The organism is Pseudomonas sp. WS 5051 (genome assembly GCF_012985715.1).
Lineage (GTDB): Bacteria > Pseudomonadota > Gammaproteobacteria > Pseudomonadales > Pseudomonadaceae > Aquipseudomonas > Aquipseudomonas bubulae.
The window spans coordinates 312,092-334,454 of the sequence record NZ_JAAQWV010000003.1; the positions used below are offsets into that span (position 1 = coordinate 312,092).

General features: G+C 57.8%; 21 protein-coding genes and 1 pseudogene. 14 read left to right on the top strand and 8 right to left on the bottom strand.

Annotation, left to right across the window (positions count from 1 at the left end; genetic code table 11):
• The first annotated feature begins 127 nt into the window (after window positions 1–127).
• Together HBN79_RS06215 and HBN79_RS06220 are read left to right on the top strand one after the other, a co-directional pair.
• On the top strand, window positions 128–1,549 hold the full coding sequence (locus tag HBN79_RS06215) for a PLP-dependent aminotransferase family protein (protein WP_094999730.1): 1,422 nt from the start codon (window positions 128–130) through the stop codon (window positions 1,547–1,549).
• A 32-nt stretch (window positions 1,550–1,581) separates the two neighbouring features.
• A complete protein-coding gene (locus tag HBN79_RS06220; RefSeq protein WP_095017866.1) occupies window positions 1,582–3,132 on the top strand; it encodes a phospholipase D family protein in 1,551 nt (516 codons plus the stop codon).
• Between the two features lie 246 nt (window positions 3,133–3,378).
• On the opposite strand, the gene HBN79_RS06225 is transcribed toward HBN79_RS06220, so the two are convergent.
• Window positions 3,379–4,872 (bottom strand): aldehyde dehydrogenase, encoded by a 1,494-nt coding sequence (locus HBN79_RS06225; RefSeq protein WP_094999728.1) that lies wholly within the window; start codon window positions 4,870–4,872, stop codon window positions 3,379–3,381.
• 169 nt (window positions 4,873–5,041) lie between these two features.
• On the opposite strand from HBN79_RS06225, the gene HBN79_RS06230 reads away from it, so the two are divergent.
• Together HBN79_RS06230 and HBN79_RS06235 are read left to right on the top strand one after the other, a co-directional pair.
• Window positions 5,042–5,404 carry a cupin domain-containing protein gene (locus HBN79_RS06230; RefSeq protein ID WP_094999727.1) on the top strand — a complete coding sequence of 121 codons (363 nt, stop codon included), beginning with the start codon at window positions 5,042–5,044 and terminating at the stop codon, window positions 5,402–5,404.
• Between the two features lie 211 nt (window positions 5,405–5,615).
• Window positions 5,616–5,909 (top strand): I78 family peptidase inhibitor, encoded by a 294-nt coding sequence (locus HBN79_RS06235; RefSeq protein WP_094999726.1) that lies wholly within the window; start codon window positions 5,616–5,618, stop codon window positions 5,907–5,909.
• 70 nt (window positions 5,910–5,979) lie between these two features.
• Here the strand turns inward: HBN79_RS06235 and rpmG are convergent, their stop codons facing one another.
• Window positions 5,980–6,135 carry a 50S ribosomal protein L33 gene (rpmG, locus tag HBN79_RS06240; RefSeq protein WP_003437824.1) on the bottom strand — a complete coding sequence of 52 codons (156 nt, stop codon included), beginning with the start codon at window positions 6,133–6,135 and terminating at the stop codon, window positions 5,980–5,982.
• Between the two features lie 11 nt (window positions 6,136–6,146).
• Window positions 6,147–6,380, bottom strand: coding sequence for a 50S ribosomal protein L28 (gene rpmB / locus HBN79_RS06245; protein ID WP_019410280.1), 234 nt, complete (start codon window positions 6,378–6,380; stop codon window positions 6,147–6,149).
• 512 nt (window positions 6,381–6,892) lie between these two features.
• Here rpmB and HBN79_RS06250 point away from each other — a divergent pair.
• The gene (locus HBN79_RS06250; RefSeq protein ID WP_094999725.1) at window positions 6,893–8,479 is read left to right on the top strand and encodes an ABC transporter substrate-binding protein; all 1,587 of its coding nucleotides are present in this window, start codon (window positions 6,893–6,895) and stop codon (window positions 8,477–8,479) included.
• 3 nt (window positions 8,480–8,482) lie between these two features.
• Here HBN79_RS06250 and radC read toward each other — a convergent pair whose 3' ends face one another.
• The gene (gene radC / locus HBN79_RS06255) at window positions 8,483–9,157 is read right to left on the bottom strand and encodes a DNA repair protein RadC (RefSeq protein WP_095020512.1); all 675 of its coding nucleotides are present in this window, start codon (window positions 9,155–9,157) and stop codon (window positions 8,483–8,485) included.
• A 122-nt stretch (window positions 9,158–9,279) separates the two neighbouring features.
• On the opposite strand from radC, the gene coaBC reads away from it, so the two are divergent.
• The 4 genes and pseudogenes from coaBC (at window position 9,280) to argB (ending at window position 13,357) form a co-directional block, all read left to right on the top strand.
• Window positions 9,280–10,488 (top strand): bifunctional phosphopantothenoylcysteine decarboxylase/phosphopantothenate--cysteine ligase CoaBC, encoded by a 1,209-nt coding sequence (gene coaBC, locus HBN79_RS06260; RefSeq protein WP_094999723.1) that lies wholly within the window; start codon window positions 9,280–9,282, stop codon window positions 10,486–10,488.
• A 5-nt stretch (window positions 10,489–10,493) separates the two neighbouring features.
• Window positions 10,494–10,949, top strand: a complete 456-nt coding sequence (dut, locus tag HBN79_RS06265; protein ID WP_016782694.1) for a dUTP diphosphatase — start codon at window positions 10,494–10,496, stop codon at window positions 10,947–10,949.
• A 55-nt stretch (window positions 10,950–11,004) separates the two neighbouring features.
• A pseudogene (locus HBN79_RS06270) lies at window positions 11,005–12,426 on the top strand (phosphomannomutase/phosphoglucomutase); the annotation flags it as partial.
• 25 nt (window positions 12,427–12,451) lie between these two features.
• Window positions 12,452–13,357, top strand: coding sequence for an acetylglutamate kinase (argB, locus tag HBN79_RS06275; RefSeq protein WP_016782696.1), 906 nt, complete (start codon window positions 12,452–12,454; stop codon window positions 13,355–13,357).
• Window positions 13,358–13,419: 62 nt separating this feature from the next.
• Here the strand turns inward: argB and pyrE are convergent, their stop codons facing one another.
• Window positions 13,420–14,061 carry an orotate phosphoribosyltransferase gene (pyrE, locus tag HBN79_RS06280; RefSeq protein ID WP_094999720.1) on the bottom strand — a complete coding sequence of 214 codons (642 nt, stop codon included), beginning with the start codon at window positions 14,059–14,061 and terminating at the stop codon, window positions 13,420–13,422.
• A gap of 83 nt (window positions 14,062–14,144) precedes the next feature.
• On the opposite strand from pyrE, the gene HBN79_RS06285 reads away from it, so the two are divergent.
• Window positions 14,145–14,924, top strand: a complete 780-nt coding sequence (locus HBN79_RS06285; RefSeq protein WP_016782698.1) for an exodeoxyribonuclease III — start codon at window positions 14,145–14,147, stop codon at window positions 14,922–14,924.
• A 76-nt stretch (window positions 14,925–15,000) separates the two neighbouring features.
• Here the strand turns inward: HBN79_RS06285 and HBN79_RS06290 are convergent, their stop codons facing one another.
• From HBN79_RS06290 to rph, 3 genes are all read right to left on the bottom strand, one after another.
• Entirely contained in the window at window positions 15,001–16,275 is a 1,275-nt protein-coding gene (locus HBN79_RS06290) for a hypothetical protein (protein ID WP_169916454.1), read from the bottom strand.
• Between the two features lie 638 nt (window positions 16,276–16,913).
• Window positions 16,914–17,282, bottom strand: coding sequence for a DUF4870 domain-containing protein (locus tag HBN79_RS06295; protein WP_094999718.1), 369 nt, complete (start codon window positions 17,280–17,282; stop codon window positions 16,914–16,916).
• Window positions 17,283–17,331: 49 nt separating this feature from the next.
• Complete coding sequence (gene rph / locus HBN79_RS06300) at window positions 17,332–18,054, bottom strand: ribonuclease PH (protein ID WP_016782701.1); 723 nt, start codon at window positions 18,052–18,054, stop codon at window positions 17,332–17,334.
• Window positions 18,055–18,260: 206 nt separating this feature from the next.
• Here rph and HBN79_RS06305 point away from each other — a divergent pair, with 206 nt between their 5' ends.
• The 4 genes from HBN79_RS06305 to spoT all read left to right on the top strand — a co-directional run bounded on the left by HBN79_RS06305 (window position 18,261) and on the right by spoT (window position 22,356).
• A complete protein-coding gene (locus HBN79_RS06305) occupies window positions 18,261–19,124 on the top strand; it encodes a YicC/YloC family endoribonuclease (RefSeq protein ID WP_095017870.1) in 864 nt (287 codons plus the stop codon).
• A gap of 13 nt (window positions 19,125–19,137) precedes the next feature.
• Window positions 19,138–19,758 (top strand): guanylate kinase, encoded by a 621-nt coding sequence (gene gmk / locus HBN79_RS06310; RefSeq protein WP_016782706.1) that lies wholly within the window; start codon window positions 19,138–19,140, stop codon window positions 19,756–19,758.
• A 168-nt stretch (window positions 19,759–19,926) separates the two neighbouring features.
• A complete protein-coding gene (gene rpoZ / locus HBN79_RS06315; RefSeq protein WP_016782707.1) occupies window positions 19,927–20,190 on the top strand; it encodes a DNA-directed RNA polymerase subunit omega in 264 nt (87 codons plus the stop codon).
• A gap of 60 nt (window positions 20,191–20,250) precedes the next feature.
• Window positions 20,251–22,356 carry a bifunctional GTP diphosphokinase/guanosine-3',5'-bis pyrophosphate 3'-pyrophosphohydrolase gene (gene spoT / locus HBN79_RS06320; protein WP_094999716.1) on the top strand — a complete coding sequence of 702 codons (2,106 nt, stop codon included), beginning with the start codon at window positions 20,251–20,253 and terminating at the stop codon, window positions 22,354–22,356.
• Window positions 22,357–22,363 lie beyond the last annotated feature (7 nt).

Consider the following 22,363-nt stretch of genomic DNA (forward strand, 5'->3'; position numbering starts at 1 on the left):
GGCCGTGCGCTGGAAACCATGACAGATTCAGCAAAGTCTTTTTAAATACATACAGATCTGCCATTTCAGGCGCTGAATCCTTGGTTTACGCCCCATCTGTACTGGTCCACCCTTCGGGAGTTCTGCCATGACCCTTTATGTCAACCTCGCCGACCTGCTCGGTACGCGCATCGAGCAGGGCTTTTATCGCCCTGGCGACCGTTTGCCGTCGGTGCGGGCGCTAAGCGCCGAGCATGGTGTGAGCCTGAGTACGGTGCAGCAGGCGTATCGCTTGCTGGAGGACAATGGCCTGGCGTCGCCGCGGCCCAAGTCCGGGTACTTCGTGCCGATGGAGCGTGAGCTGCCCGCCCTACCGGGCATGGGTAAACCTGCCCAGCGACCCGTGGAAATTTCACAGTGGGAGCAAGTGCTGGAACTGGTTCGCTCAGTGCCGCAAAAGGACGTGATCCAGTTGGGGCGCGGCATGCCGGACGTCACCACGCCAACCATCAAGCCGCTGTTGCGCAGCCTGGCGCAGATCAGCCGGCGTCTGGACTTGCCCGGTCTGTATTACGACAACGTCTACGGGGTACTCGGCCTGCGCGAGCAGGTGGCGCGGTTGTTGCTCGATTCGGGCTGCCAGTTGGGCGCAGAAGATCTGGTAATCACCACGGGCTGCCATGAGGCCTTGTCGTGCAGTATTCGAGCCGTGTGCGAACCGGGTGATATCGTCGCGGTCGACTCGCCAAGCTTTCATGGCGCCATGCAAACCCTCAAGGGCCTGGGGATGAAGGCCCTGGAGATCCCTACCGATCCGCTGACCGGCATCAGCCTCGAAGCCCTGGAACTGGCCCTGGAACAGTGGCCGATCAAGGCTATCCAGCTCACCCCCAGTTGCAACAACCCACTGGGCTACATCATGCCCGAAGCCCGCAAGCGGGCGCTGGTGACCCTGGCCCAGCGTTTTGATGTGGCGATCATTGAAGACGATGTGTACGGCGAACTGGCCTACACCTACCCTCGCCCGCGAACCATCAAGTCCTTCGACGATGACGGTCGTGTCCTGCTGTGCAGTTCATTCTCCAAAACCCTGGCCCCCGGCTTGCGCGTTGGCTGGGTGGCGCCGGGGCGTTATCTGGAGCGGGTGCTGCACATGAAATACATCAGCACCGGCTCTTGCGCACCGCAGCCGCAACTGGCGGTTGCCGACTTCCTGAAAAACGGTCATTTCGAGCCGCACCTGCGCAAAATGCGCAGCCAATACCAGCGCAATCGCGACCTGATGCTGGGCTGGATCAGCCGCTACTTTCCGCCCGGCACCCGTGCCAGCAGGCCCCAGGGCAGCTTTATGCTGTGGCTTGAGCTGCCTGACGGCTTCGACAGCCTGCGCCTCAACCGCATGTTGCTGGACCAGGGCGTGCAGATCGCGGTGGGCAGTATTTTTTCGGCTTCGGGCAAGTACCGTAATTGCTTGCGCATGAACTACGCTGCAAAGCCTACGCCGCAGATCGAAGAAGCGGTGCGCAAAGTGGGTATGGCAGCCAGTAAACTGCTGGCAGATACCGTTTAACTCCAGTGACGTCTGGCCCGAGGCTTTACCCGTTGAAATCACTTTGCGCATTGTTTTTAGTCGTCTTGCTGGGAGGCTGTGCCACGTTGGACGTACCCCGTGAACCCACCCAGGCGTTACCCGCCGCAGACTCGGCCTTTGGCCGCTCGATCCAGGCCCAGGCCGCGCCGTATCAAGGTCGCTCGGGGTTCAGGCTGCTGCCCAACAGCGGCGAAGCCTTCAGGGCCCGGGCCGAGTTGATTCGCAACGCGCAAACCAGCCTCGACCTGCAGTACTACATCGTCCACGACGGCTTGAGTACGCGCATGCTGATTGACGAATTGCTCAAGGCCGCAGATCGCGGCGTGCGTGTGCGCATCCTGCTCGATGACACCGCCAGTGATGGCCTGGACGATATCCTGGCCACCCTCGCCGCTCATCCCAATATCCAGATTCGCCTGTTCAACCCCCTGCAACTGGGCCGTGGAACGGGTGTAACCCGAGCGATGGGACGGCTGTTCAACCTCTCGCGCCAGCACCGGCGCATGCACAACAAACTCTGGCTGGCCGATAACAGTGCGGCGATCGTGGGCGGGCGCAATCTGGGCGATGAGTACTTCGATGCCAAGCCGGAGCTGAATTTTACCGATATCGACCTGCTTGGCGTCGGCCCGGTGGCCGAGCAGTTGGGGCACAGCTTCGATCAGTACTGGAACAGTGCCCTGAGCCAGCCGATTGGTGATTTTGTCTCCTCGCAACTCTCTGAGCAGGAGCTGGGCAAGGCACGCAAACAACTGGAGACCTCGCTCAAGCGTGCGCAGCAACGCAACCCGGCGCTCTATCAGGAGCTGGCCTCATACGAAACCCGCCCGCAGCTCGACGTGTGGCGCAAGGAGCTGATCTGGGCCTGGAATCAGGCGCTGTGGGATGCTCCGAGCAAGGTGCTGGCCCGGGATGAGCCTGACCCGCATCTACTGCTGACCACACAACTGGCGCCGGAGCTGGTAGGCGTTAATCAGGAGCTGATTCTGGTTTCAGCCTACTTTGTGCCGGGTGAAACCGGGCTGGTGTACCTGACGGGCCGCGCCGATGCCGGGGTCGATGTACGTTTATTGACCAACTCCCTGGAGGCTACAGACGTGCCCGTGGTGCATGGCGGTTATGCACCCTATCGCAAGGCGCTGCTGGAGCATGGGGTCAAACTCTTCGAATTGCGCCGCCAGCCGGGCAGCAGCGGTGGCAGTGGCCCGCACTGGTTCAAGCCCGGGATGAGTTCGGATTCGAGCCTGCACAGCAAGGCGATGATCTTTGATCGGCAAAAATCCTTTATCGGTTCATTCAATTTCGATCCGCGTTCAGGCTTGTGGAACACCGAAGTCGGCGTGCTGGTGGACAGCCCCGAGCTGGCCGCCGAGGCCCGCAAACTGGCGTTGCAGGGCATGGCCCCGGCCTTGAGTTATGAGCCGAAACTGGAGCAGGGCAAGATGGTCTGGGTGACCGAAGACAATGGCCAGTTGCACACTTTGCATCATGAACCGGGCAACTGGTGGCGCCGGCTCAATGCCTGGTTCAGCAAAAGTGTGGGGCTGGAAAAAATGCTCTGATTGGCGGCTGCCCTCTCCCCAACCCTCTCCCGGAGGGAGAGGGAGCTGATCGACGGCGATTCTATAGACGTATGCGACCAGCACGGCGAAACAAGTCGCCCAACGCATGTCTGTGCTCCAATTATGTGGTGTAAAAACCATTGTGGGAGCGGGCTTGCTCGCGATGAAGGCACCGCGGTCTGTCAATCAGACCCGGTGCTGTCATCGCGGGCAAGCCCGCTCCCACAGGGTGTTGCGTTTAGAGGATTACAGCTTGATCCAGGTGGACTTCAGCTCGGTGTATTTATCAAACGCGTGCAGAGACTTGTCACGGCCGTTGCCCGACTGTTTGAAGCCACCAAACGGCGCGGTCATGTCGCCGCCATCGTATTGGTTGACCCATACGCTACCGGCGCGCAGGGCCTTGGCGGTCAGGTGAGCCTTGGAGATATCGGCCGTCCAGACGGCTGCCGCCAGGCCGTATGGCGTGTCGTTGGCAATCTTGATGGCCTCTTCGGCACTGTCGAAGGTGATAACCGACAATACCGGCCCGAAGATTTCTTCCTGAGCGATTTTCATCGCATTGCTGACGCCGTCGAAAATGGTCGGTTCAACGTAGGTGCCGCCGGTTTCTTGCAGAATTTGATTACCGCCTGCTACCAGTTTTGCGCCTTCGCTATGGCCGGACTTGATGTACGACAGCACGGTGTTCATTTGCTGGGTATCCACCAGCGCGCCCACGGTGGTTTCCGGGTCCAGCGGGTTGCCGGGCTTCCAGCCCTTGAGGGCGTCGATCACCAGCGGCAGGAACTTGTCCTTGATCGAGCGCTCCACCAGCAGGCGCGAACCCGCGGTGCAAACTTCACCCTGGTTAAAGGCAATGGCGCTGGCAGCGGCTTCGGCAGCCGCTTGCAGATCCGGCGCATCAGCGAAAACGATGTTCGGGCTCTTGCCACCGGCTTCAAGCCAGATGCGCTTCATGTTGGACTCGCCAGCGTAGATCATCAGCTGCTTGGCGATTTTGGTCGAACCGGTAAACACCAGCGTATCGACGTCCATATGCAGGGCCAGCGCCTTGCCGACCGTGTGGCCGTAGCCTGGCAGTACGTTGAAGACGCCCGCTGGAATGCCGGCTTCAACGGCCAGCGCAGCGATACGGATAGCCGTCAGAGGGGACTTTTCGGACGGCTTGAGGATGACCGAGTTACCGGTCGACAGGGCCGGGCCCAGTTTCCAGCAGGCCATCATCAGCGGGAAGTTCCACGGCACAATGGCAGCGACAACGCCCACCGGCTCGCGGGTTACCAAGCCCAGTTGGTCGTGCGGGGTGGCGGCGACTTCGTCGTAGATCTTGTCGATGGCCTCGCCGCTCCAGCTCAGCGCGCCGGCAGCACCGGGCACATCGATGTGCAGGGAGTCACTGATCGGCTTGCCCATGTCCAGGGTTTCAAGCAGGGCCAGTTCTTCAGCGTTTTGCTTGAGCAGGCCGGCAAAGCGGATCATTGCGGCTTTGCGCTTGGCCGGAGCCAGGCGGGACCAGACGCCGGACTCGAACGTCTTGCGGGCCACTTCCACGGCGCGCTGGGCGTCAGCGCTGTCGCAGCTGGCAACCTTACCCAGCAAACGGCCATCGACCGGGCTCAGACACTCGAACGTTTCATTGGAGACCGCATCGGTGTATTCACCGTTGATGAAGGCGCGACCTTCGATTTTCAGCTGTTGGGCCCGTTGTTCCCAGTCAGCACGCGTCAGGGTGGTCATTCGAGTGTCCTCCTCTTGTTGAAATGGAAGCGCCACCCTAAACCAGTGGCCCTGGAACTTTCAATATATTTGACACAGGTGGCGTAAACACCATGGCTTGTTCGTTTTAATAAACATAGACTTTAATTTTGCTGACCACACATGCCGCAATTTCGGGGGGATAACAAAGATGAGCATCGCAAGCGTAGTCGACTTCAGCACTGCCAATACCCAGGCTGAACGTTTTAGCCCGGCCCCGGAAAAGGTGCTTAAAGGCAACCCTGAGCAAGTTATCCACAACCACTACGACAGCCCCTGTGGGCAAATGAACGCCGGGGTGTGGGAAGGAGCTGTGGGCCAGTGGACCGTCAATTACACCGAGCACGAATACTGCGAGATCGTGCAGGGCGTTTCCGTTTTGCGTGACCATGAAGGTAACGCCAAGACCCTGCGCGCCGGCGATCGCTTTGTCATCCCAGCGGGATTCAAAGGGACATGGGAAGTGCTGGAGCCCTGTCGGAAAATTTACGTAGTCTTTGAGAGCAAGGCCTGAGACAGCTGATCCAGAGCCTTCAACAAGCCCTGCCACGCTTTGATGGCGGGGCTTTTTTATGCCTGCCCTCCAGGGCTACAGGCTACAAATTCAGAAATACGTCGCCAGCGCCCTTCGCGTCAATGTGAGCCAGTCTTGGGAGAACGCCGGGCACTTAAGGAATGAGCAGGCCCGCAGCGTTATTTCATTTATCTGAAAACAGGGAAGCCCCATGTCCAGTCTGAATACTTTGAAACGCCTGTTGTTGACCACCAGCGTCCTGCTGGGGTTTTGCTCCATGCCCGCGATGGCTGAGGAGGACGGCAAGTGCAAAACGGTTGCGATCAATTTTCTGGTTGCGCCTGAGGCGACGCCTGCTTTGCTGGAGATGCTGCGCCGGGAGTCCGGGGCAACCGAGTTGCGTGTCGAGAGGCCGGGCATAGGCTACACCCGAGAGCACAACGCAGACCGCCTTCGCGTGGTCGTCGACGAAAACAACCTTATGCAGAGCTATATGTGCGGCTAAGGCTGACAAACGCGCACAAAAAAGGCCCGTATCGTGAGATATGGGCCTTTTTCGTAAGAAGAAAAACCAATTACTTGATTTTGGCTTCTTTGTAGATCACGTGCTTGCGAACCCGCGGATCGAATTTTTTGATTTCGATTTTGTCCGGAGTGGTGCGCTTGTTCTTATCAGTGGTGTAGAAATGGCCTGTACCAGCGCTCGACACCAAACGGATCAATTCACGCATGATTAGCTCCCTTAGATCTTGCCAGCACGGCGGATTTCGGCCAGCACGACAGTGATGCCACGCTTGTCGATGATACGCATGCCTTTAGCAGATACGCGCAGACGTACGAAACGTTTCTCTTCTTCAACCCAGAAGCGGTGATGCTGCAGGTTCGGCAGGAAACGACGACGGGTTTTGTTATTTGCGTGGGAAATGTTATTCCCAGTCACCGGACCCTTACCGGTAACTTGACAGACTCTCGACATGCCTCAGCCCTCTAAAACCACATGCCCAACCCGGCATGGGTTGGCCGCTTAATCTCTCAGTCATGGCGCCAGGCGCCGCGTTTCTTTAAGGGTCTTACCGGCTACACCTACAAACGCAGGAACCGGGCCCCTAGAAAAGAGCGCTGCTTTATACCAGAAAGACTAAAGAGCAACAACAAGCAGTGTGATTTGGTGTAATTAATGAAGCCGCCATTTTAACGCCAATCCGCGCGGCGTCTATGCCTTGTGGCGTTTTACCGCTCGTCGCTGGGTGAAAGGTTTCGGGGGCTGGTGCCCGCTCGTAGCCGCTGCCGAAGGCTGCGATCGAGCACGTAGTGGTCGCCTTTTCACGCTTGCTCAAGGCCCTGGAAGCCCTTTCCCGGCCTGCGACAGCGACTACAGGATGTCGAATGCCATTAAAAAGTGGTCATTTGAGTACCAGAACACTAGGGTAAGACTTTTCCAGACTGCACTTGCAGATGGGCCTTATCGACTTGTACAGGAAACAGATCATGCGCCTCGCTGCCGTCCCCTTTTTGCTCACCTTTTGCCTGAGCCCGCTCGTACACGCGGCCACCTTGAGCGTTTGCACCGAGGCCAGCCCTGAAGGGTTCGACGTTGTGCAGTACAACTCGCTCAGTACCACCAATGCCTCGGCAGACGTGCTGATGAACCGCCTGCTGGACTTTGACGCTAAAGCCGCGAAGCTGGTGCCTTCGCTGGCGCAAAGCTGGTCAGTGTCCCCTGATGGTCTTGTGTACGATTTCAAGCTGCGTCCCGGGATCAAGTTCCACAGCACGCCTTATTTTTCCCCCAGCCGTGAGTTGAATGCCGATGACGTGCGTTTCAGCTTCGAACGCATGCTTGACCCTGCCAACCCATGGCACAAGGTGGCGCAAAGCGGTTTTCCCCACGCGCAATCCTTGCAGTTGCCTGAGCTGATCAAAAAAATTGAAACTCCGGATCCGCTGACCGTGCGCTTCACCCTGAGTCGCCCTGATTCGACCTTCTTGCCAGCGCTGAGCATGGGCTTTGCCTCGATCTACTCGGCTGAATATGCCGACAAGCTGATGAAAGCAGGCACACCGGAGCTGATGAACAGCCAGCCGATAGGTACCGGGCCTTTTGTATTCAACCGTTTCCAGAAAGACGCGGTGGTGCGCTACAAGGCCAACCCGGACTACTTTGCCGGCAAGCCAGCCGTTGACGGGCTGATTTTTGCCATCACCCCGGACGCCAACGTGCGGCTGCAAAAATTGCGTCGCAATGAATGCCAGATTGCTCTCTCGCCCAAGCCGCTGGACGTCGCAGCTGCCGCCAAGGATCCAGCGCTGGCTGTAGCGCAGACCCCGGCCTTCATGACCGCGTTTGTGGCCATCAATAGCCAGCATCCACCGCTGGATAAACCCGAGGTACGTCAGGCCATCAATCTGGCTTTCGACAAGGACACTTATCTCAAGGCCGTGTTTGAAAACAGCGCCCAAGCGGCCAACGGTATTTACCCGGCGACCACCTGGAGTTATGCCAAAGACTTGCCGGGCTATGCCCACAATCCGCAAAAAGCCCGTGAATTACTGGCCAGGGCGGGTCTGAAAGACGGCTTCAAAACCACGATCTGGACGCGCCCGACAGGCAGCGTGCTCAATCCCAACCCGAGCCTGGGCGCGCAGTTGCTGCAAGCCGACCTGGCCAAGGTGGGTGTCCAGGCCGATATCCGGGTGATCGAATGGGGCGAGCTGATCCGTCGCGCCAAGGCTGGCGAGCATGACCTGCTGTTTATGGGCTGGGCAGGCGATAACGGTGACCCGGACAACTTCCTCACGCCGCAGTTTTCCTGTGCGGCAGTGAAATCCGGAACCAACTTTGCGCGTTATTGCGACAAGGCGCTGGACGGTTTGATCAGCCAGGGCAAAACCCTGACCGATCAGGACAAACGCAGTGCTTTGTATCAAAAGGCGCAAGCGCAGATCCAGCAACAGGCGCTGTGGCTACCGCTGGCCCATCCAACGGCCTACGCACTGACCCGTAAAGACGTACAGGGATATCAGGTGAGTCCGTTTGGGCGCCAAGACTTTTCAACAGTCAGCGTTAAGCCCTGAGCCTTACATCCAGCCGCGCTCGACCATTGAAAGCGGCTGGCCGTCACCGACTATAAAATGATCCAGCACCCGCACTTCGATCAGATCAAGCGCCTGGATCAGGCGCTTGGTCAACGTGCGGTCAGCCTTGCTGGGGTCGCTGATGCCCGAGGGATGGTTGTGGCAGAAAATCACCGCTGCCGCATTGTGCGCCAGGGCACGCTTGACCACCTGGCGCGGGTAGACACTGGCGCTGTCTATCGAGCCCCTGAACAGCACCTCGAAGGCCAGCATGCGGTGCCTGGAGTCCAGAAACAGGCAGCCGAAGGCTTCGTGTGGCTCATGGCGCAGCAATGACTTGAGATAATCCCGAACGACTTGCGGGCTCTCCAGCGCGCTGTCGCGGCGCAAGCGTTCGGCCAGGTGGCGGCGGCTCATTTCGAGTACGGCCTGCAACTGGCTGAACTTGGCCGGGCCCAGCCCGAGCGGGAGACAGAATGCGCGCAGATCGGCTTCGAGCAAGGCCCGCAGGCTGCCAAACTCGCTGAGCAGATGGCGCGCCAGATCGACTGCACTTTTGCCCGAAACCCCGGTGCGCAAGAAGATTGCCAGCAGTTCGGCGTCTGAAAGACTGCCTGATCCGTGTTGCAAAAGCTTCTCCCGCGGGCGCTCCGCCGCAGGCCAATCTCGAATGCTCATAACACCTCCTTGTAAATGGGCGCCGCTGTTCCCTGGCAGGCGCTGTGTTATCTTAGCCCATCATTTTTGCGCGGCATTTGGCCATTTTCTGCGCAGTCATCATCGAACTAAAAGGCAGGCCTATGCAGCGGCTGTATCGAAAACGCATTGTTTTGGGCGTCGGCGGCGGCATCGCGGCTTACAAGAGTGCAGAGCTGGTTCGCCGTCTACTGGACCAAGGCGCGGAAGTAAGGGTTGTCATGACCCGTGGCGGCAGCGAATTCATCACGCCTCTGACCATGCAGGCGTTGTCCGGGCACCCCGTTCATCTGGATTTGCTCGACCCTGCGGCTGAAGCGGCCATGGGGCATATCGAGCTGGCCAAGTGGGCCGACCTGGTACTGATTGCACCTGCAACCGCTGACCTGATTGCCCGCCTTGCCCAAGGCCTGGCCAATGACCTGCTGACCACCCTGGTGCTCGCCACGGATGCCACGGTTGCCATCGCTCCGGCGATGAACCAGGCCATGTGGCGCGACCCGGCCACCCAGGCCAATACCCGGTTGCTCGAAAGCCGCGGCCTGCGCGTGTTTGGCCCGGCCTCCGGAAGCCAGGCCTGTGGCGACGTGGGCTTTGGCCGCATGCTCGAGGCGGATGATCTGGTGAGCTGCGCCGCCGAGTGTTTTCAGCGTCAGGTGCTAACCGGCAAGCACGTGCTGATCACCGCAGGCCCTACCCAGGAAAACATCGACCCGGTGCGCTATATCACCAACCACAGCTCCGGAAAAATGGGCTTCGCCCTGGCTGAAGCAGCAGTGGAAGCCGGCGCCCGTGTGACCCTGATTACCGGCCCGGTACACCTGCCGACCCCGGATCGCGTGACCCGTATCGACGTGGTCAGTGCCCGTGACATGCTCGCAGCCTGTGAGGCGGCGATCCCCTGTGACGTGTTTATAGCGTCTGCTGCTGTTGCAGACTACCGCCCGGAAGTCATTGCCCCGCAAAAACTAAAGAAAGACCCTACCAAAGGTGACGGCCTGTTGCTGCAAATGGTGCGCAATCCAGACATTCTGGCCACTATCGCTTCACGCCCTGATCGCCCTTTCAGTGTCGGCTTTGCCGCAGAAACCGAGAACTTGCTCGATTACGCTGCGCGCAAGCTCAAAGACAAAAACCTCGACCTGATTGTCGCCAATGATGTGGCCAACCCCAGCATCGGCTTCAACAGCGAAGAGAACGCCTGCAGCGTGATTGATCGCGAACTGCACGCCACCGTATTTGCCCAGACCAGCAAGGGCAAGATTGCCCGCCAGCTGGTCACTTTTATCGCCGAACGTCTGAACCAGGTTTAACTCGTATGCACGCTTTGCAAGCCAAAATCCTCGACCCTCGCATTGGTAACGAATTCCCGCTGCCGCAGTACGCCACTCCTGGCTCTGCCGGCCTGGACCTGCGCGCCATGCTTAAAGAAGACACCGTTCTGGAGCCGGGCCAGACCCTGCTGATCCCCACCGGCCTGTCGGTGTACATCGGCGACCCGGGCCTTGCCGCCCTGATCCTGCCGCGCTCGGGCCTGGGCCATAAGCACGGTATCGTACTGGGGAACCTGGTCGGCCTTATCGACTCTGACTATCAAGGCGAACTGATGGTGTCGTGCTGGAACCGTGGCCAGACCGCCTTCAACATCACCATCGGCGAGCGTATCGCTCAACTGGTGCTGGTGCCGGTAGTGCAGGCGCACTTTGAGCTGGTCGAAGAGTTCGACGAAAGCCAGCGTGGCGCTGGCGGTTTTGGCCACTCCGGCAAGCTCTGATTTGTATTTCAAGGCCAGGCGTCCTGCCTGGCCTTTCACGCATTCCCGAACCCCTCTGAACATGGAGTCTCCCCCTACAATGAGTAGCTCAGCTTCGGTCGCACCGAAATTCCCTGACAGCATTTTTCGCGCCTACGATATTCGTGGCGTGGTGCCGGAAACCTTGACGGCTGAAACCGCGTACTGGATAGGCCGCGCCATTGGCGCCGAGAGCCTGGCCAAGGGTGAGCCCCATGTGTCGGTAGGTCGGGATGGGCGCTTGTCGGGCCCTGAGCTGGTCGAACGCCTGATCCAGGGTGTGGCGGACAGTGGCTGCCAGGTCAGTGATGTGGGGCTGGTGCCGACACCCGCCCTGTATTACGCGGCTAACGTATTGGCAGGCAAGTCGGGGGTCATGCTCACAGGCAGCCACAACCCGTCGAACTACAACGGTTTTAAAATCGTGATCGCGGGCGATACGCTGGCCAACGAACAAATTCAGGCATTGCATACACGCCTGAAAACCAACGATTTGACCTGGGGCGAAGGCAGCATTGAACGCGTTGATATCTTGTCGCGCTACGCCGAAGTGATTACCCGTGACATCAAGCTGGCCAAGCCCTTGAAGGTAGTGGTCGATTGCGGCAACGGCGCTGCTGGCGTGATTGCACCGCAACTGATTGAAGCGTTGGGTTGTGAAGTGATCCCGTTGTTCTGTGAGGTGGATGGCAACTTCCCCAACCATCACCCTGACCCGGGCAAGCCGGAAAACCTCGTGGACCTGATTGCCAAGGTCAAGGAAAGCAATGCCGATGTAGGCCTGGCCTTCGATGGTGATGGCGATCGCGTGGGCGTGGTGACCAACACCGGCACCATGGTGTTCCCGGACCGTTTGCTGATGTTGTTTGCCCAGGATGTCCTGGAGCGTAACCCGACAGCCGAGGTCATTTTCGACGTGAAGTGCACACGTCGACTGGCACCCTGGATTGAAGCCTGTGGCGGCCGCCCGCTGATGTGGAAAACCGGTCACTCCCTGATCAAAAAGAAAATGAAAGAAACCGGCGCCCTGCTGGCTGGCGAAATGAGCGGGCATATCTTTTTCAAAGAGCGCTGGTTCGGTTTTGACGACGGTATCTACAGCGCTGCGCGCCTGCTGGAGATCCTCAGCAAGCGTCAGGCAACCGCTGAAGAGCTGTTTGAGACCTTCCCGAACGATATTTCTACGCCTGAAATCAATATCGATGTGACGGACGAGAGCAAATTCAGCATCATTGAGGCTCTGCACGATGCTCAATGGGGCGAGGCCGCCGAGTTGACCTCCATTGATGGTGTGCGGGTTGACTACCCTCATGGCTGGGGCCTGGTTCGCGCCTCCAACACCACGCCGGTGCTGGTGCTGCGATTCGAGGCCGAAACAGAGGCCGAACTGCAACGCATCAAGGATGTCTTTCACGCTCAATTGAAGCGTGTGGCACCTGATCTCCAACTACCGTTTTGATCGACTTGTTCTACCGGAGCCCTGAATGACCCTCGAACGTGATGCCGCCTCCAACGTCGCCAAGGTTTTGTCCGAAGCGCTGCCCTACATTCGCCGTTACGTCGGCAAGACGCTGGTGATCAAGTACGGCGGCAACGCTATGGAGAACGATGACCTGAAAACCGGCTTTGCCCGTGACATCGTGCTGATGAAGGCCGTGGGTATCAACCCGGTCGTGGTCCACGGTGGCGGCCCGCAAATCGGTGATCTGCTCAAGCGTTTATCCATCGAGAGCCATTTTATCGACGGCATGCGCGTGACCGACTCGCAAACCATGGATGTGGTGGAAATGGTGCTGGGCGGCCATGTGAACAAGGAAATCGTCAACCTGATCAACCGCCACGGCGGCAGTGCCATCGGCCTGACCGGTAAGGACGCGACGCTGATTCGCGCCAAAAAGATGGTCGTGACCCGTCAGACGCCGGAAATGACCAAGCCGGAAATCATCGACTTCGGTCATGTGGGCGAAGTCATCGACATCAATACCGACCTGCTGCACATGCTGACCAAGGGTGACTTCATCCCGGTTATCGCACCAATCGGTGTGGGCGCCAATGGCGAGTCCTACAACATCAACGCCGACCTGGTGGCGGGCAAGGTTGCCGAAGCCCTCAAGGCCGAGAAACTGATGCTGCTGACCAACATCGCCGGCTTGATGGACAAGGAAGGCAAGGTGCTGACCGGCCTGACTACCGCTCAGGTGGATGACCTGATCGCCGACGGCACCATTTATGGTGGCATGTTGCCAAAAATCCGCTGCGCGCTGGAAGCCGTGCAAGGTGGCGTGACCACGGCGCATATCGTCGACGGTCGCGTTCCGAATGCCGTACTGCTGGAAATCTTCACCGATACCGGTGTGGGTACGCTGATTACCAACAGCAAACCGGCTTAAGCAGAACCAAAAAAAGCCCCGCCCGGAGTGATCCGGGCGGGGCTTTTTGATGGGCGAGGGGATTAAATCCCGTACTGCGCCCGGTACGCTTCAACGGCTGGCAGGTATTGCTTGAGGGTTTCGTCTTCGGCCAGGAACTGCAAAACCTGGTTCAACGAAACGATGCTGATCACCGGAATACCGAAGTCGCGCTCGACTTCCTGGATCGCCGACAGCTCGCCATTGCCGCGCTCCTGACGGTTGAGGGCAATCATCACGCCGGCCGCCTTGGCGCCCTGGGCCTGGATGATTTGCATCACTTCACGGATAGCGGTACCGGCCGTGATCACGTCGTCGATGATCAGGATATCGCCTTCAAGCGGCGAGCCAACCAGGCTACCGCCTTCGCCATGAGCCTTGGCTTCCTTGCGGTTGAAGCACCACGGCAGATCACGGTCGTGGTGCTCGGCAAGCGCTACGGCAGTGGTCGCCGCCAGGGGGATGCCCTTATAGGCCGGACCAAACAGCACGTCGAAGGAAATACCGCTGTCAACGATGGCGGCAGCATAGAAGCGCCCCAGCTGGGCCAGTGCAGAGCCGGTGTTGAACAGCCCGGCATTGAAGAAGTAAGGGCTGGTACGGCCCGACTTCAGGGTGAACTCACCGAAGCGCAAAACGCCACGATCGATGGCAAAGCGGATGAAATCGCGCTGATACGCTTGCATGAAAAAAGTCCCCAGATACCACGGATTTAGCTAATTAGTAAGACGGCGTGTATCATACACGCACGTGATTTTTGGGGCCATTTATGCGGATCATCAGTGTGAACGTCAATGGTATTCAGACGGCAGTCGAGCGCGGTTTGCTCAGTTGGCTGCAAGCTCAGAATGCCGACGTTATCTGCCTGCAGGACACCCGTGCCTCCGCCTTTGAACTGGACGATCCAGCCTACCAGCTCGATGGCTACTTTCTTTATGCCTGTGACGCCGAAGTCCCCGCCCAAGGTGGCGTGGCTTTGTACTCGCGGTTACAGCCGAAAGCAGTCATCACCGGGCTTGGCTTCGAGACGGCCGATCGCTACGGGCGCTACCTGCAAGCCGATTTCGATAAGGTCAGCATCGCGACCTTGCTGCTCCCTTCGGGGCAGAACGGCGATGAAGACTTGAATCAAAAATTCAAGCTAATGGACGACTTTGCCCGCTACCTGGATAAGCAGCGTCGCAAGCGTCGTGAGTACATCTACTGCGGCTCGCTGTATGTGGCGCAGCAGAAACTCGACATTAAAAACTGGCGCGACAGCCAGCAATCGCCCGGCTTCCTGGCGCCTGAACGGGCCTGGATGGATGAGATTGTCGGCAACATGGGATATGTCGATGCCCTGCGTGAAGTCAGTCGGGAAGGTGACCAGTACAGCTGGTGGCCGGATAACGAACAGGCCGAGATGCTGAATCTGGGCTGGCGTTTTGACTACCAGCTGCTGACACCGGGCTTGCGCCGCTTTGTACGAAGCGCTCGCATGCCGCGTCAGCCACGCTTCTCGCAGCACGCGCCATTGATCGTGGACTACGACTGGACACTGACTATCTAAGTGTTGATCGCAGATCCAGAAAAAGGCTCCCGCTCTGTTATCAAGGGCGGGGGCCTTTTTTGTATCCGAGGCACTTTCAGGCGAAACTGGGCGTTCGTTTATGCAAGGTGCGTATCCGGTACTGCAAAAGCACAGCGGCAATAAAAGTGACAACAGCCTGCAGTACGATGAATAGATAGATTGAAGGGCTATTAAAGTCATACAGGTAAATGACCGGGATAAACCCTGCAAGCATAAAGGTATTGATCAGTACTTGAGGGATCAGGGTGTCTCGCATTGCCCGCAAGTGGCTTGCCGTGAGCGAGAAGTAAAGCGAGCTCAATACCGACATGCATATCGCCACAAATCCTTCACTGGTAAACGTCAGCGAGCGGTCGCCAAAGATAAAAAACAAACCGCTTCCCAGCGCATAACCCCCCCCTGCAATCACGGCCATGAGCACGGCGGCGGCTAGTTGTCCGCGCGGGTAGATCTTGTCCGCATCCACGATATGCTGGCTGGTATAGACGCTATGTAGCTGAGCGAACGCCATGACCGGAATGCTGAGAAATCCGATAATAGACATACAGATCGATAGATCGGCAACCAGGCTTTCATTCAGCGACAGCAGTTTTCCGTTAAGCAGGTAAAAGTACAATTTTTGCCCCGCTACCCCGGCGGCAATAGGAAAGCCCATTGAAACGACGTCTGCCAGTATTTTTGGCTTGACGAGGATGTGCCGGTATCCGAGCCGCATAGAGAGGCAGGCCAGGGAGATGAAGAGGGCTGTTTCGACAATCAAGAAGTAGCCAACAGCCAAGAAAACAAAGTCGTGCTTGCTGCAAAAAACAAAACAAAACATCAGGAATGCGCAGCCTGCACACGTGCACCACTTCTTTACGGTTGCACACGGCAAGGAGTGTCCAGAGGCTTCGTGGAAAAGATGGGTGAAGGTATTGATTACCAGCAAAGGGATGGCCGGAATATAAATAAGAGACAGGTAAAAGAGTTTATCCCTGTCAAGGCTGTCCAGAAAACGGATGGAGGGGAGGTAAGCGAATACGGCAAGGGCTGCGGCAAACGCAATGGCAGCGAATAAAACCGCTATCGACAGTCCGCTCTCAAAGATTGCCTGGGGAGTGAGCGCATTTTTTTGATCATGAACGATATTGCCAATGGCCGCCAGCGGCATGTAGAAAAGGGTAGATATAACTGAAAAGATCGCCAGGACATAGGCGAACACAGGAAGATCGGCAATATTCTTGTGCGCGAGCAGCGCCGCAGCGATGGAAATGCCAAAAAATGGAAAGAGTCGACTGACAATAAAATTCCATAAGTTTTCCTTTAGATTTTGCTCATAGGTCAACTTCACGTTCGACGTTTCCATAGGGTTATCATGTAATGCCCAAATATAGGCTAACAGGCATCCCTATAAGTTCGCATATCCAAGATAAGATGATGCCAGATTTCATCCACTTCCAGCGCGGGTGGCAGGACGGGATACATTGCTTGGTATTTTTATTGAGAAACAAAAGTTTTTATAATACTGGATCGCTATCTCTGCTTCTATCGGTGTCCACTGCCGGCAGAGCAATGGGGTGCAGCACCTTTTGGAGAGTTCATCACGGCAGTTTTCATAATATCTTTATCCTTAAAGATAGTGGCGAAGACTGATCAAGCAGTCGACATAAAAACTAGACGAGCAAAAACAAATAGTCAATAGAATATTTTCAAGTGCCACTTGGTCTTTTTTTAAATTCGGTATTCACAGATGGCCATTGCACTAACATGGCGCGATAAATAACGGTGCGCTTTAAAATGAGGCTCTCTTAAAGGCATGGTTTATTTAGCGCGCATAAGTAAGTAGTTGTCGTTAAACGAATGCCTGGATAAACAAAGCATCGTACTGACGTCCACTCACCTGTTGATTTGGCTCCCGCAACCAGCAAGCGTAGAAAAGCCCACCGAGGTGGGCTTTTCAACAAGGCGCCTGAGTTGCTGACTGAAACGTTACTTGATCGGCCGCCAGGTGAAGGGATAACGGTACACCACCCCGTCATTGGCCTTGACCCCTGCAATCACCACCAGCACTACCGCGCCAATCAGTACCAGGCCCAGCAGCGCAAAGCCGATCAGCACGAACATCAGCACATAGCAAATGGCCGAAGCAATCGCCACGGTGATCTGGAAGTTCAGTGCTTCCTTGCCCTGGTCGTCAATAAACGGGTCGCTCTCGCGCTTTACCTGCCACAGGATCAGCGGGCCGATCAGGCTGCCAAACGGAAACCACATCCCGAGGAACGCCGAAAAATGACAGAACATCGCCCATTTCCGGGCGTCGCGGCCCGGTTTGGGTGTTGAAAGATCCAGCTCACTCATCACGTTCTCCGGTTGGTCGTTTGAAGGCTTTGACAGTCAATCCGGCAATTTAGTCGGCCAATGCCGCTTGTTGCAGGGCAAAAATTTCGTTCATGCCTTTTTGTGCCAGTGCCAGCATGGCGTTCAGCTCTTCAGGCTGGAACGGTGCGCCTTCGGCGGTGCCCTGAACTTCGATGAAACCGCCGCTGCTGGTCATCACCACGTTGAGGTCGGTTTCGGCTGCCGAATCTTCAGGATAGTCCAGGTCAAGTACCGGTACGCCCTGGTACATGCCCACCGATACCGCCGCGATCATCTGCTTGATCGGGTCGCCGCCTTTGAGGCCGCCACGCTTCTTGATGATCTTCAGGGCGTCGACCAGAGCAACCATGGCGCCGGTGATCGAGGCAGTGCGGGTGCCGCCGTCAGCCTGGATTACGTCGCAGTCGACGTACAAAGTGATATCGCCCAGTTTGGACATATCCAGTGCAGCACGCAGGGAGCGGCCGATCAGGCGCTGGATTTCCAGGGTGCGCCCGCCTTGCTTGCCGCGGCTGGCTTCGCGCTGGTTACGGTCGCCGGTGGCGCGTGGCAGCATGCCGTATTCGGCAGTCAGCCAGCCCTGGCCCTGGCCTTTGAGGAACCGCGGTACGCCATTCTCGACGCTGACGGTGCAGATGACTTTGGTGTCACCGAACTCGACCAGTACAGAACCCTCTGCGTGTTTGGTGTAGTTGCGGGTGATGCGGATCGGGCGGAGCTGATCGGCAACGCGACCACTTGGACGTTTCATGTGGGATACCTGTACGGGACGGAAAACTGCCGAGCATTATAAAGGAAAGGCCATGGCTGCGCAGGGCGCGTCTGTGAACCCTGGCGGGGAACGAAGATTGGATGTATTTACGACCGACGCCATTTGGGGCAGTTGCCCGCACTGCGTTACAATCTGTCGTCTAACCTGCCGCCAGGCTTAACTCATCCAATCGCGAGGTACCGTCCATGGTGCACAGCATGACCGCCTTTGCCCGCGTCGAAAGCGCCGGCACTCAGGGCACCCTGAGTTGGGAGCTGCGTTCGGTCAACAGCCGCTACCTGGAGCCGCACCTGCGTCTGCCTGAATCTTTCCGTGACCTCGAGGGCGCGGTGCGTGAAGCGCTGCGCCAGGGCATCTCCCGGGGCAAGCTGGAATGCACTTTGCGTTTCACTGAAGAAACCACCGGCAAGCCGCTGCAGGTTGACCGCGAGCGTGCCGCCCAGCTGGTGGCCGCCGCCGAGACCATCGCCAGCCTGATCAAGCAGCCTGCCGCGCTCAACCCGCTGGAAGTCCTGGCCTGGCCCGGTGTTCTGGTAGCCGATGCCAGCGACCCGCAAGCCTTGAACACCCAGGCCCTGGCGCTGTTCAAGCAAGGCCTGCAAGAACTGAAAAACGGCCGTGAGCGCGAAGGCGCGGAACTGGCCCGACTGATCAGCGATCGCTTGACCGCCATCGAAAGCGATGTCGAAACCCTGCGCGAGCTGGTACCGCAAATGCTCGCCACCCAGCGTCAAAAGGTCCTCGATCGCTTTGCCGACATGAAGGCCGAGCTTGACCCCCAGCGCCTTGAACAGGAAATGGTTCTGCTCGCGCAAAAAAGCGACGTGGCCGAAGAGCTGGACCGCCTGAGCACCCATATTCTTGAAGTACGCCGCGTACTCAAGTCGGGGGGTGCTGCCGGGCGACGCCTGGACTTCCTGATGCAAGAACTGAATCGCGAGGCCAATACCCTGGGCTCCAAGGCATTCGATCCACGCAGTACCCAAGCGGCGGTCAACCTCAAGGTGTTGATCGAGCAGATGCGTGAACAAGTACAGAATATTGAGTAAGGCACACCCTGACATGACCCACAGCACTGGCACCCTTTATATCGTTTCTGCTCCTTCGGGCGCAGGCAAGACCAGCCTGGTCAAGGCATTGATCGACGTTGAGCCGCAGATCCGGGTATCGGTCTCGCACACCACCCGTGCCATGCGCCCAGGTGAAGTGAATGGCGTGAACTATCATTTTGTCGAGCGCGAAGAGTTCGTGAAAATGATTGAGCACGGTGACTTCCTGGAACGTGCCGAAGTGTTCGGCAACCTTTACGGCACTTCGCAAAGCCACCTGCAGCAGACCCTGGATGAAGGCCACGACCTGATTCTGGAAATCGACTGGCAAGGTGCAGAGCAGGTGCGCAAGCTGATGCCGCAGGCGCGCTCGATCTTTATCCTGCCGCCGAGCCAGGAAGCCTTGCGTCAGCGTCTGGACAACCGTGGCCAGGACAGCGACGAAATCATTGACGCACGCATGCGTGAAGCCGTGAGTGAAATGAGCCACTATGTGGACTATGACTACCTGATCATCAACGACGATTTTGCCCTGGCACTTGAAGACTTGAAGGCCATTTTCCGTGCCAATCGCCTTCAACAAAAACGCCAGCAACAGCGTTTTGGCAAATTACTGGCCGAACTGCTCGGTTAATGAACACTTCCCAAAACCCCTGTAAGGGCTTTACATTGGCGCTTACAGAGGTTTTAGGAGCAGTGACGGAAAAATCAGCGCTTCCCTAATGGCTGGTGATTTTTTAAACTGTTCAGTCCGCTCGCCCATCCGGGCAGCGCGCATATTGCATTTGCTACGAGGAAGACCATGGCCCGCGTAACCGTTGAAGACTGTCTAGAACACGTGGATAACCGCTTTGAGCTGGTCATGCTCTCTACCAAGCGTGCCCGTCAACTGGCCACCGGCGGTAAAGAGCCTCTGGTGCAGTGGGAAAACGACAAGCCTACCGTTGTTGCCCTGCGCGAAATCGCAGAAGGCCTGATGAGCTACGAGTTTATCGCCAACGCTGAAATCGTCGAAGACGAACCGCTGTTCGCAGCGTTCGAGGACGAGTCCAACGAGGCGAACTAAGCCTATGCCCGGTCGACGTAGCACGGCGAAGGGTAAAAAGTTTTGGCAGGAGGTTTCCTCATGCCGAGCATAGACGCCCTCGCCGATCGCTTGTCGGCGTACCTCGGCCCGGACCAGGTCAATCTGGTCCGCCGGGCGTACTTCTACGCAGAACAAGCCCACGACGGCCAACGCCGACGCAGCGGCGAGCCTTATGTCACGCACCCGCTGGCAGTGGCAAATATCCTTGCCGACATGCATATGGACCATCAGAGCCTGATGGCGGCCATGCTGCATGACGTGATTGAAGACACCGGTATTGCCAAGGAAGCGCTGGTAGCGCAGTTCGGCGAAACCGTGGCCGACCTAGTCGATGGAGTCAGCAAGCTGACTCAGATGAACTTCGAAACCAAGGCCGAAGCCCAGGCTGAAAACTTCCAGAAGATGGCCATGGCCATGGCACGCGATATCCGCGTGATCCTGGTGAAGCTGGCTGACCGTCTGCACAACATGCGCACCCTCGAAGTGCTGTCCGGCGAAAAACGCCGACGGATTGCCAAGGAAACCCTGGAAATCTACGCACCCATCGCCAATCGGCTGGGCATGCACAGCATTCGTATCGAATTCGAAGACCTCGGTTTCAAGGCGATGTACCCGATGCGCTCCGCGCGCATTTATCAGGCGGTCAAACGCGCCCGGGGCAATCGCAAGGAAATCGTCAACAAAATTGAAGAATCGCTCAGCCACTGCCTGGCCATCGATGGCATTCAGGGCGAAGTCAGCGGTCGTCAAAAGCATATCTACGGCATCTACAAGAAGATGCGCGGCAAACGCCGGGCTTTTAACGAGATCATGGATGTTTACGCATTCCGGATCATCGTCGACAAGGTCGACACCTGCTACCGCGTGCTGGGCGCTGTACATAATTTGTACAAGCCCCTGCCGGGCCGGTTCAAGGACTACATCGCCATTCCCAAGGCCAACGGCTACCAGTCGTTGCATACCACGCTGTTTGGCATGCATGGCGTACCGATCGAGATCCAGATCCGTACCCGTGAAATGGAAGAAATGGCCAACAACGGCATCGCCGCCCACTGGCTTTACAAGTCCAGTGGCGACGAGCAGCACACGGGCACCCACGCCCGGGCGCGGCAATGGGTCAAGGGCGTGCTGGAAATGCAGCAACGCGCCGGCAACTCCCTCGAATTCATCGAAAGCGTGAAGATCGACCTGTTCCCGGACGAGGTCTACGTGTTTACGCCCAAAGGACGGATCATGGAGCTGCCCAAAGGCTCCACGGCCGTCGACTTTGCCTACGCGGTGCACACCGATGTGGGCAACAGCTGCATCGCCTGTCGCATCAACCGGCGTCTCGCACCGCTGTCCGAGCCGCTGCAAAGCGGCTCCACGGTCGAGATCGTCAGCGCTCCCGGCGCCCGACCCAACCCGGCCTGGCTTAACTTTGTGGTCACCGGCAAGGCGCGTACCCATATTCGCCATGCGCTCAAGCTGCAACGTCGTTCCGAGTCGGTCAACCTGGGCGAACGCCTGCTCAACAAGGTGCTTAACGGCTTCAACAGCGCGCTGGACAAGATCCCGGCCGAGCGCGTTCAGGCCATGCTCCAGGAATACCGCCTGGAGCATATCGAAGACCTGCTCGAAGATATCGGCCTCGGCAATCGCATGGCCTATGTAGTGGCCCGACGCCTGCTGGGCGAAGGCGAAGCATTGCCGAGCCCGGAAGGCCCGCTGGCGATTCGCGGCACCGAAGGCCTGGTGCTCAGCTACGCCAAATGCTGTACGCCGATCCCGGGGGATCCGATCGTTGGCCATTTGTCCGCAGGCAAAGGCATGGTCGTGCACCTGGACAACTGCCGCAATATCAGTGAAATCCGCCACAACCCCGAAAAGTGCATTCAGCTGTCGTGGGCCAAGGACGTTACCGGCGAGTTCAACGTTGAATTGCGCGTCGAACTGGAACACCAGCGCGGCCTGATTGCGCTGCTGGCCAGCAGCGTCAACGCTGCCGACGGCAATATCGAAAAGATCAGCATGGACGAACGCGATGGTCGCATCAGCGTGGTCCAACTGGTGGTCAGCGTACACGACCGTGTACACCTGGCCCGCGTGATCAAAAAACTGCGCGCCCTTACCGGGGTTATCCGCATCACTCGCATGCGTGCGTAGCCATCTA

Excerpts from the sequence above, each read along its gene's own strand:
- HBN79_RS06235 (WP_094999726.1), top strand. The coding sequence starts at position 5,616 with ATGTCCAGTCTGAATACTTTGAAACGCCTGTTGTTGACCACCAGCGTC.
- dut (WP_016782694.1), top strand. The coding sequence starts at position 10,494 with ATGCACGCTTTGCAAGCCAAAATCCTCGACCCTCGCATTGGTAACGAA.
- HBN79_RS06230 (WP_094999727.1), top strand. The coding sequence starts at position 5,042 with ATGAGCATCGCAAGCGTAGTCGACTTCAGCACTGCCAATACCCAGGCT.
- rpmB (WP_019410280.1), bottom strand. The coding sequence starts at position 6,380 with ATGTCGAGAGTCTGTCAAGTTACCGGTAAGGGTCCGGTGACTGGGAAT.
- HBN79_RS06305 (WP_095017870.1), top strand. The coding sequence starts at position 18,261 with ATGGTGCACAGCATGACCGCCTTTGCCCGCGTCGAAAGCGCCGGCACT.
- radC (WP_095020512.1), bottom strand. The coding sequence starts at position 9,157 with ATGAGCATTCGAGATTGGCCTGCGGCGGAGCGCCCGCGGGAGAAGCTT.
- gmk (WP_016782706.1), top strand. The coding sequence starts at position 19,138 with ATGACCCACAGCACTGGCACCCTTTATATCGTTTCTGCTCCTTCGGGC.
- rpoZ (WP_016782707.1), top strand. The coding sequence starts at position 19,927 with ATGGCCCGCGTAACCGTTGAAGACTGTCTAGAACACGTGGATAACCGC.
- argB (WP_016782696.1), top strand. The coding sequence starts at position 12,452 with ATGACCCTCGAACGTGATGCCGCCTCCAACGTCGCCAAGGTTTTGTCC.
- spoT (WP_094999716.1), top strand. The coding sequence starts at position 20,251 with ATGCCGAGCATAGACGCCCTCGCCGATCGCTTGTCGGCGTACCTCGGC.
- HBN79_RS06295 (WP_094999718.1), bottom strand. The coding sequence starts at position 17,282 with ATGAGTGAGCTGGATCTTTCAACACCCAAACCGGGCCGCGACGCCCGG.
- HBN79_RS06250 (WP_094999725.1), top strand. The coding sequence starts at position 6,893 with ATGCGCCTCGCTGCCGTCCCCTTTTTGCTCACCTTTTGCCTGAGCCCG.
- HBN79_RS06215 (WP_094999730.1), top strand. The coding sequence starts at position 128 with ATGACCCTTTATGTCAACCTCGCCGACCTGCTCGGTACGCGCATCGAG.
- coaBC (WP_094999723.1), top strand. The coding sequence starts at position 9,280 with ATGCAGCGGCTGTATCGAAAACGCATTGTTTTGGGCGTCGGCGGCGGC.
- HBN79_RS06225 (WP_094999728.1), bottom strand. The coding sequence starts at position 4,872 with ATGACCACCCTGACGCGTGCTGACTGGGAACAACGGGCCCAACAGCTG.
- pyrE (WP_094999720.1), bottom strand. The coding sequence starts at position 14,061 with ATGCAAGCGTATCAGCGCGATTTCATCCGCTTTGCCATCGATCGTGGC.
- rph (WP_016782701.1), bottom strand. The coding sequence starts at position 18,054 with ATGAAACGTCCAAGTGGTCGCGTTGCCGATCAGCTCCGCCCGATCCGC.
- HBN79_RS06285 (WP_016782698.1), top strand. The coding sequence starts at position 14,145 with ATGCGGATCATCAGTGTGAACGTCAATGGTATTCAGACGGCAGTCGAG.
- rpmG (WP_003437824.1), bottom strand. The coding sequence starts at position 6,135 with ATGCGTGAATTGATCCGTTTGGTGTCGAGCGCTGGTACAGGCCATTTC.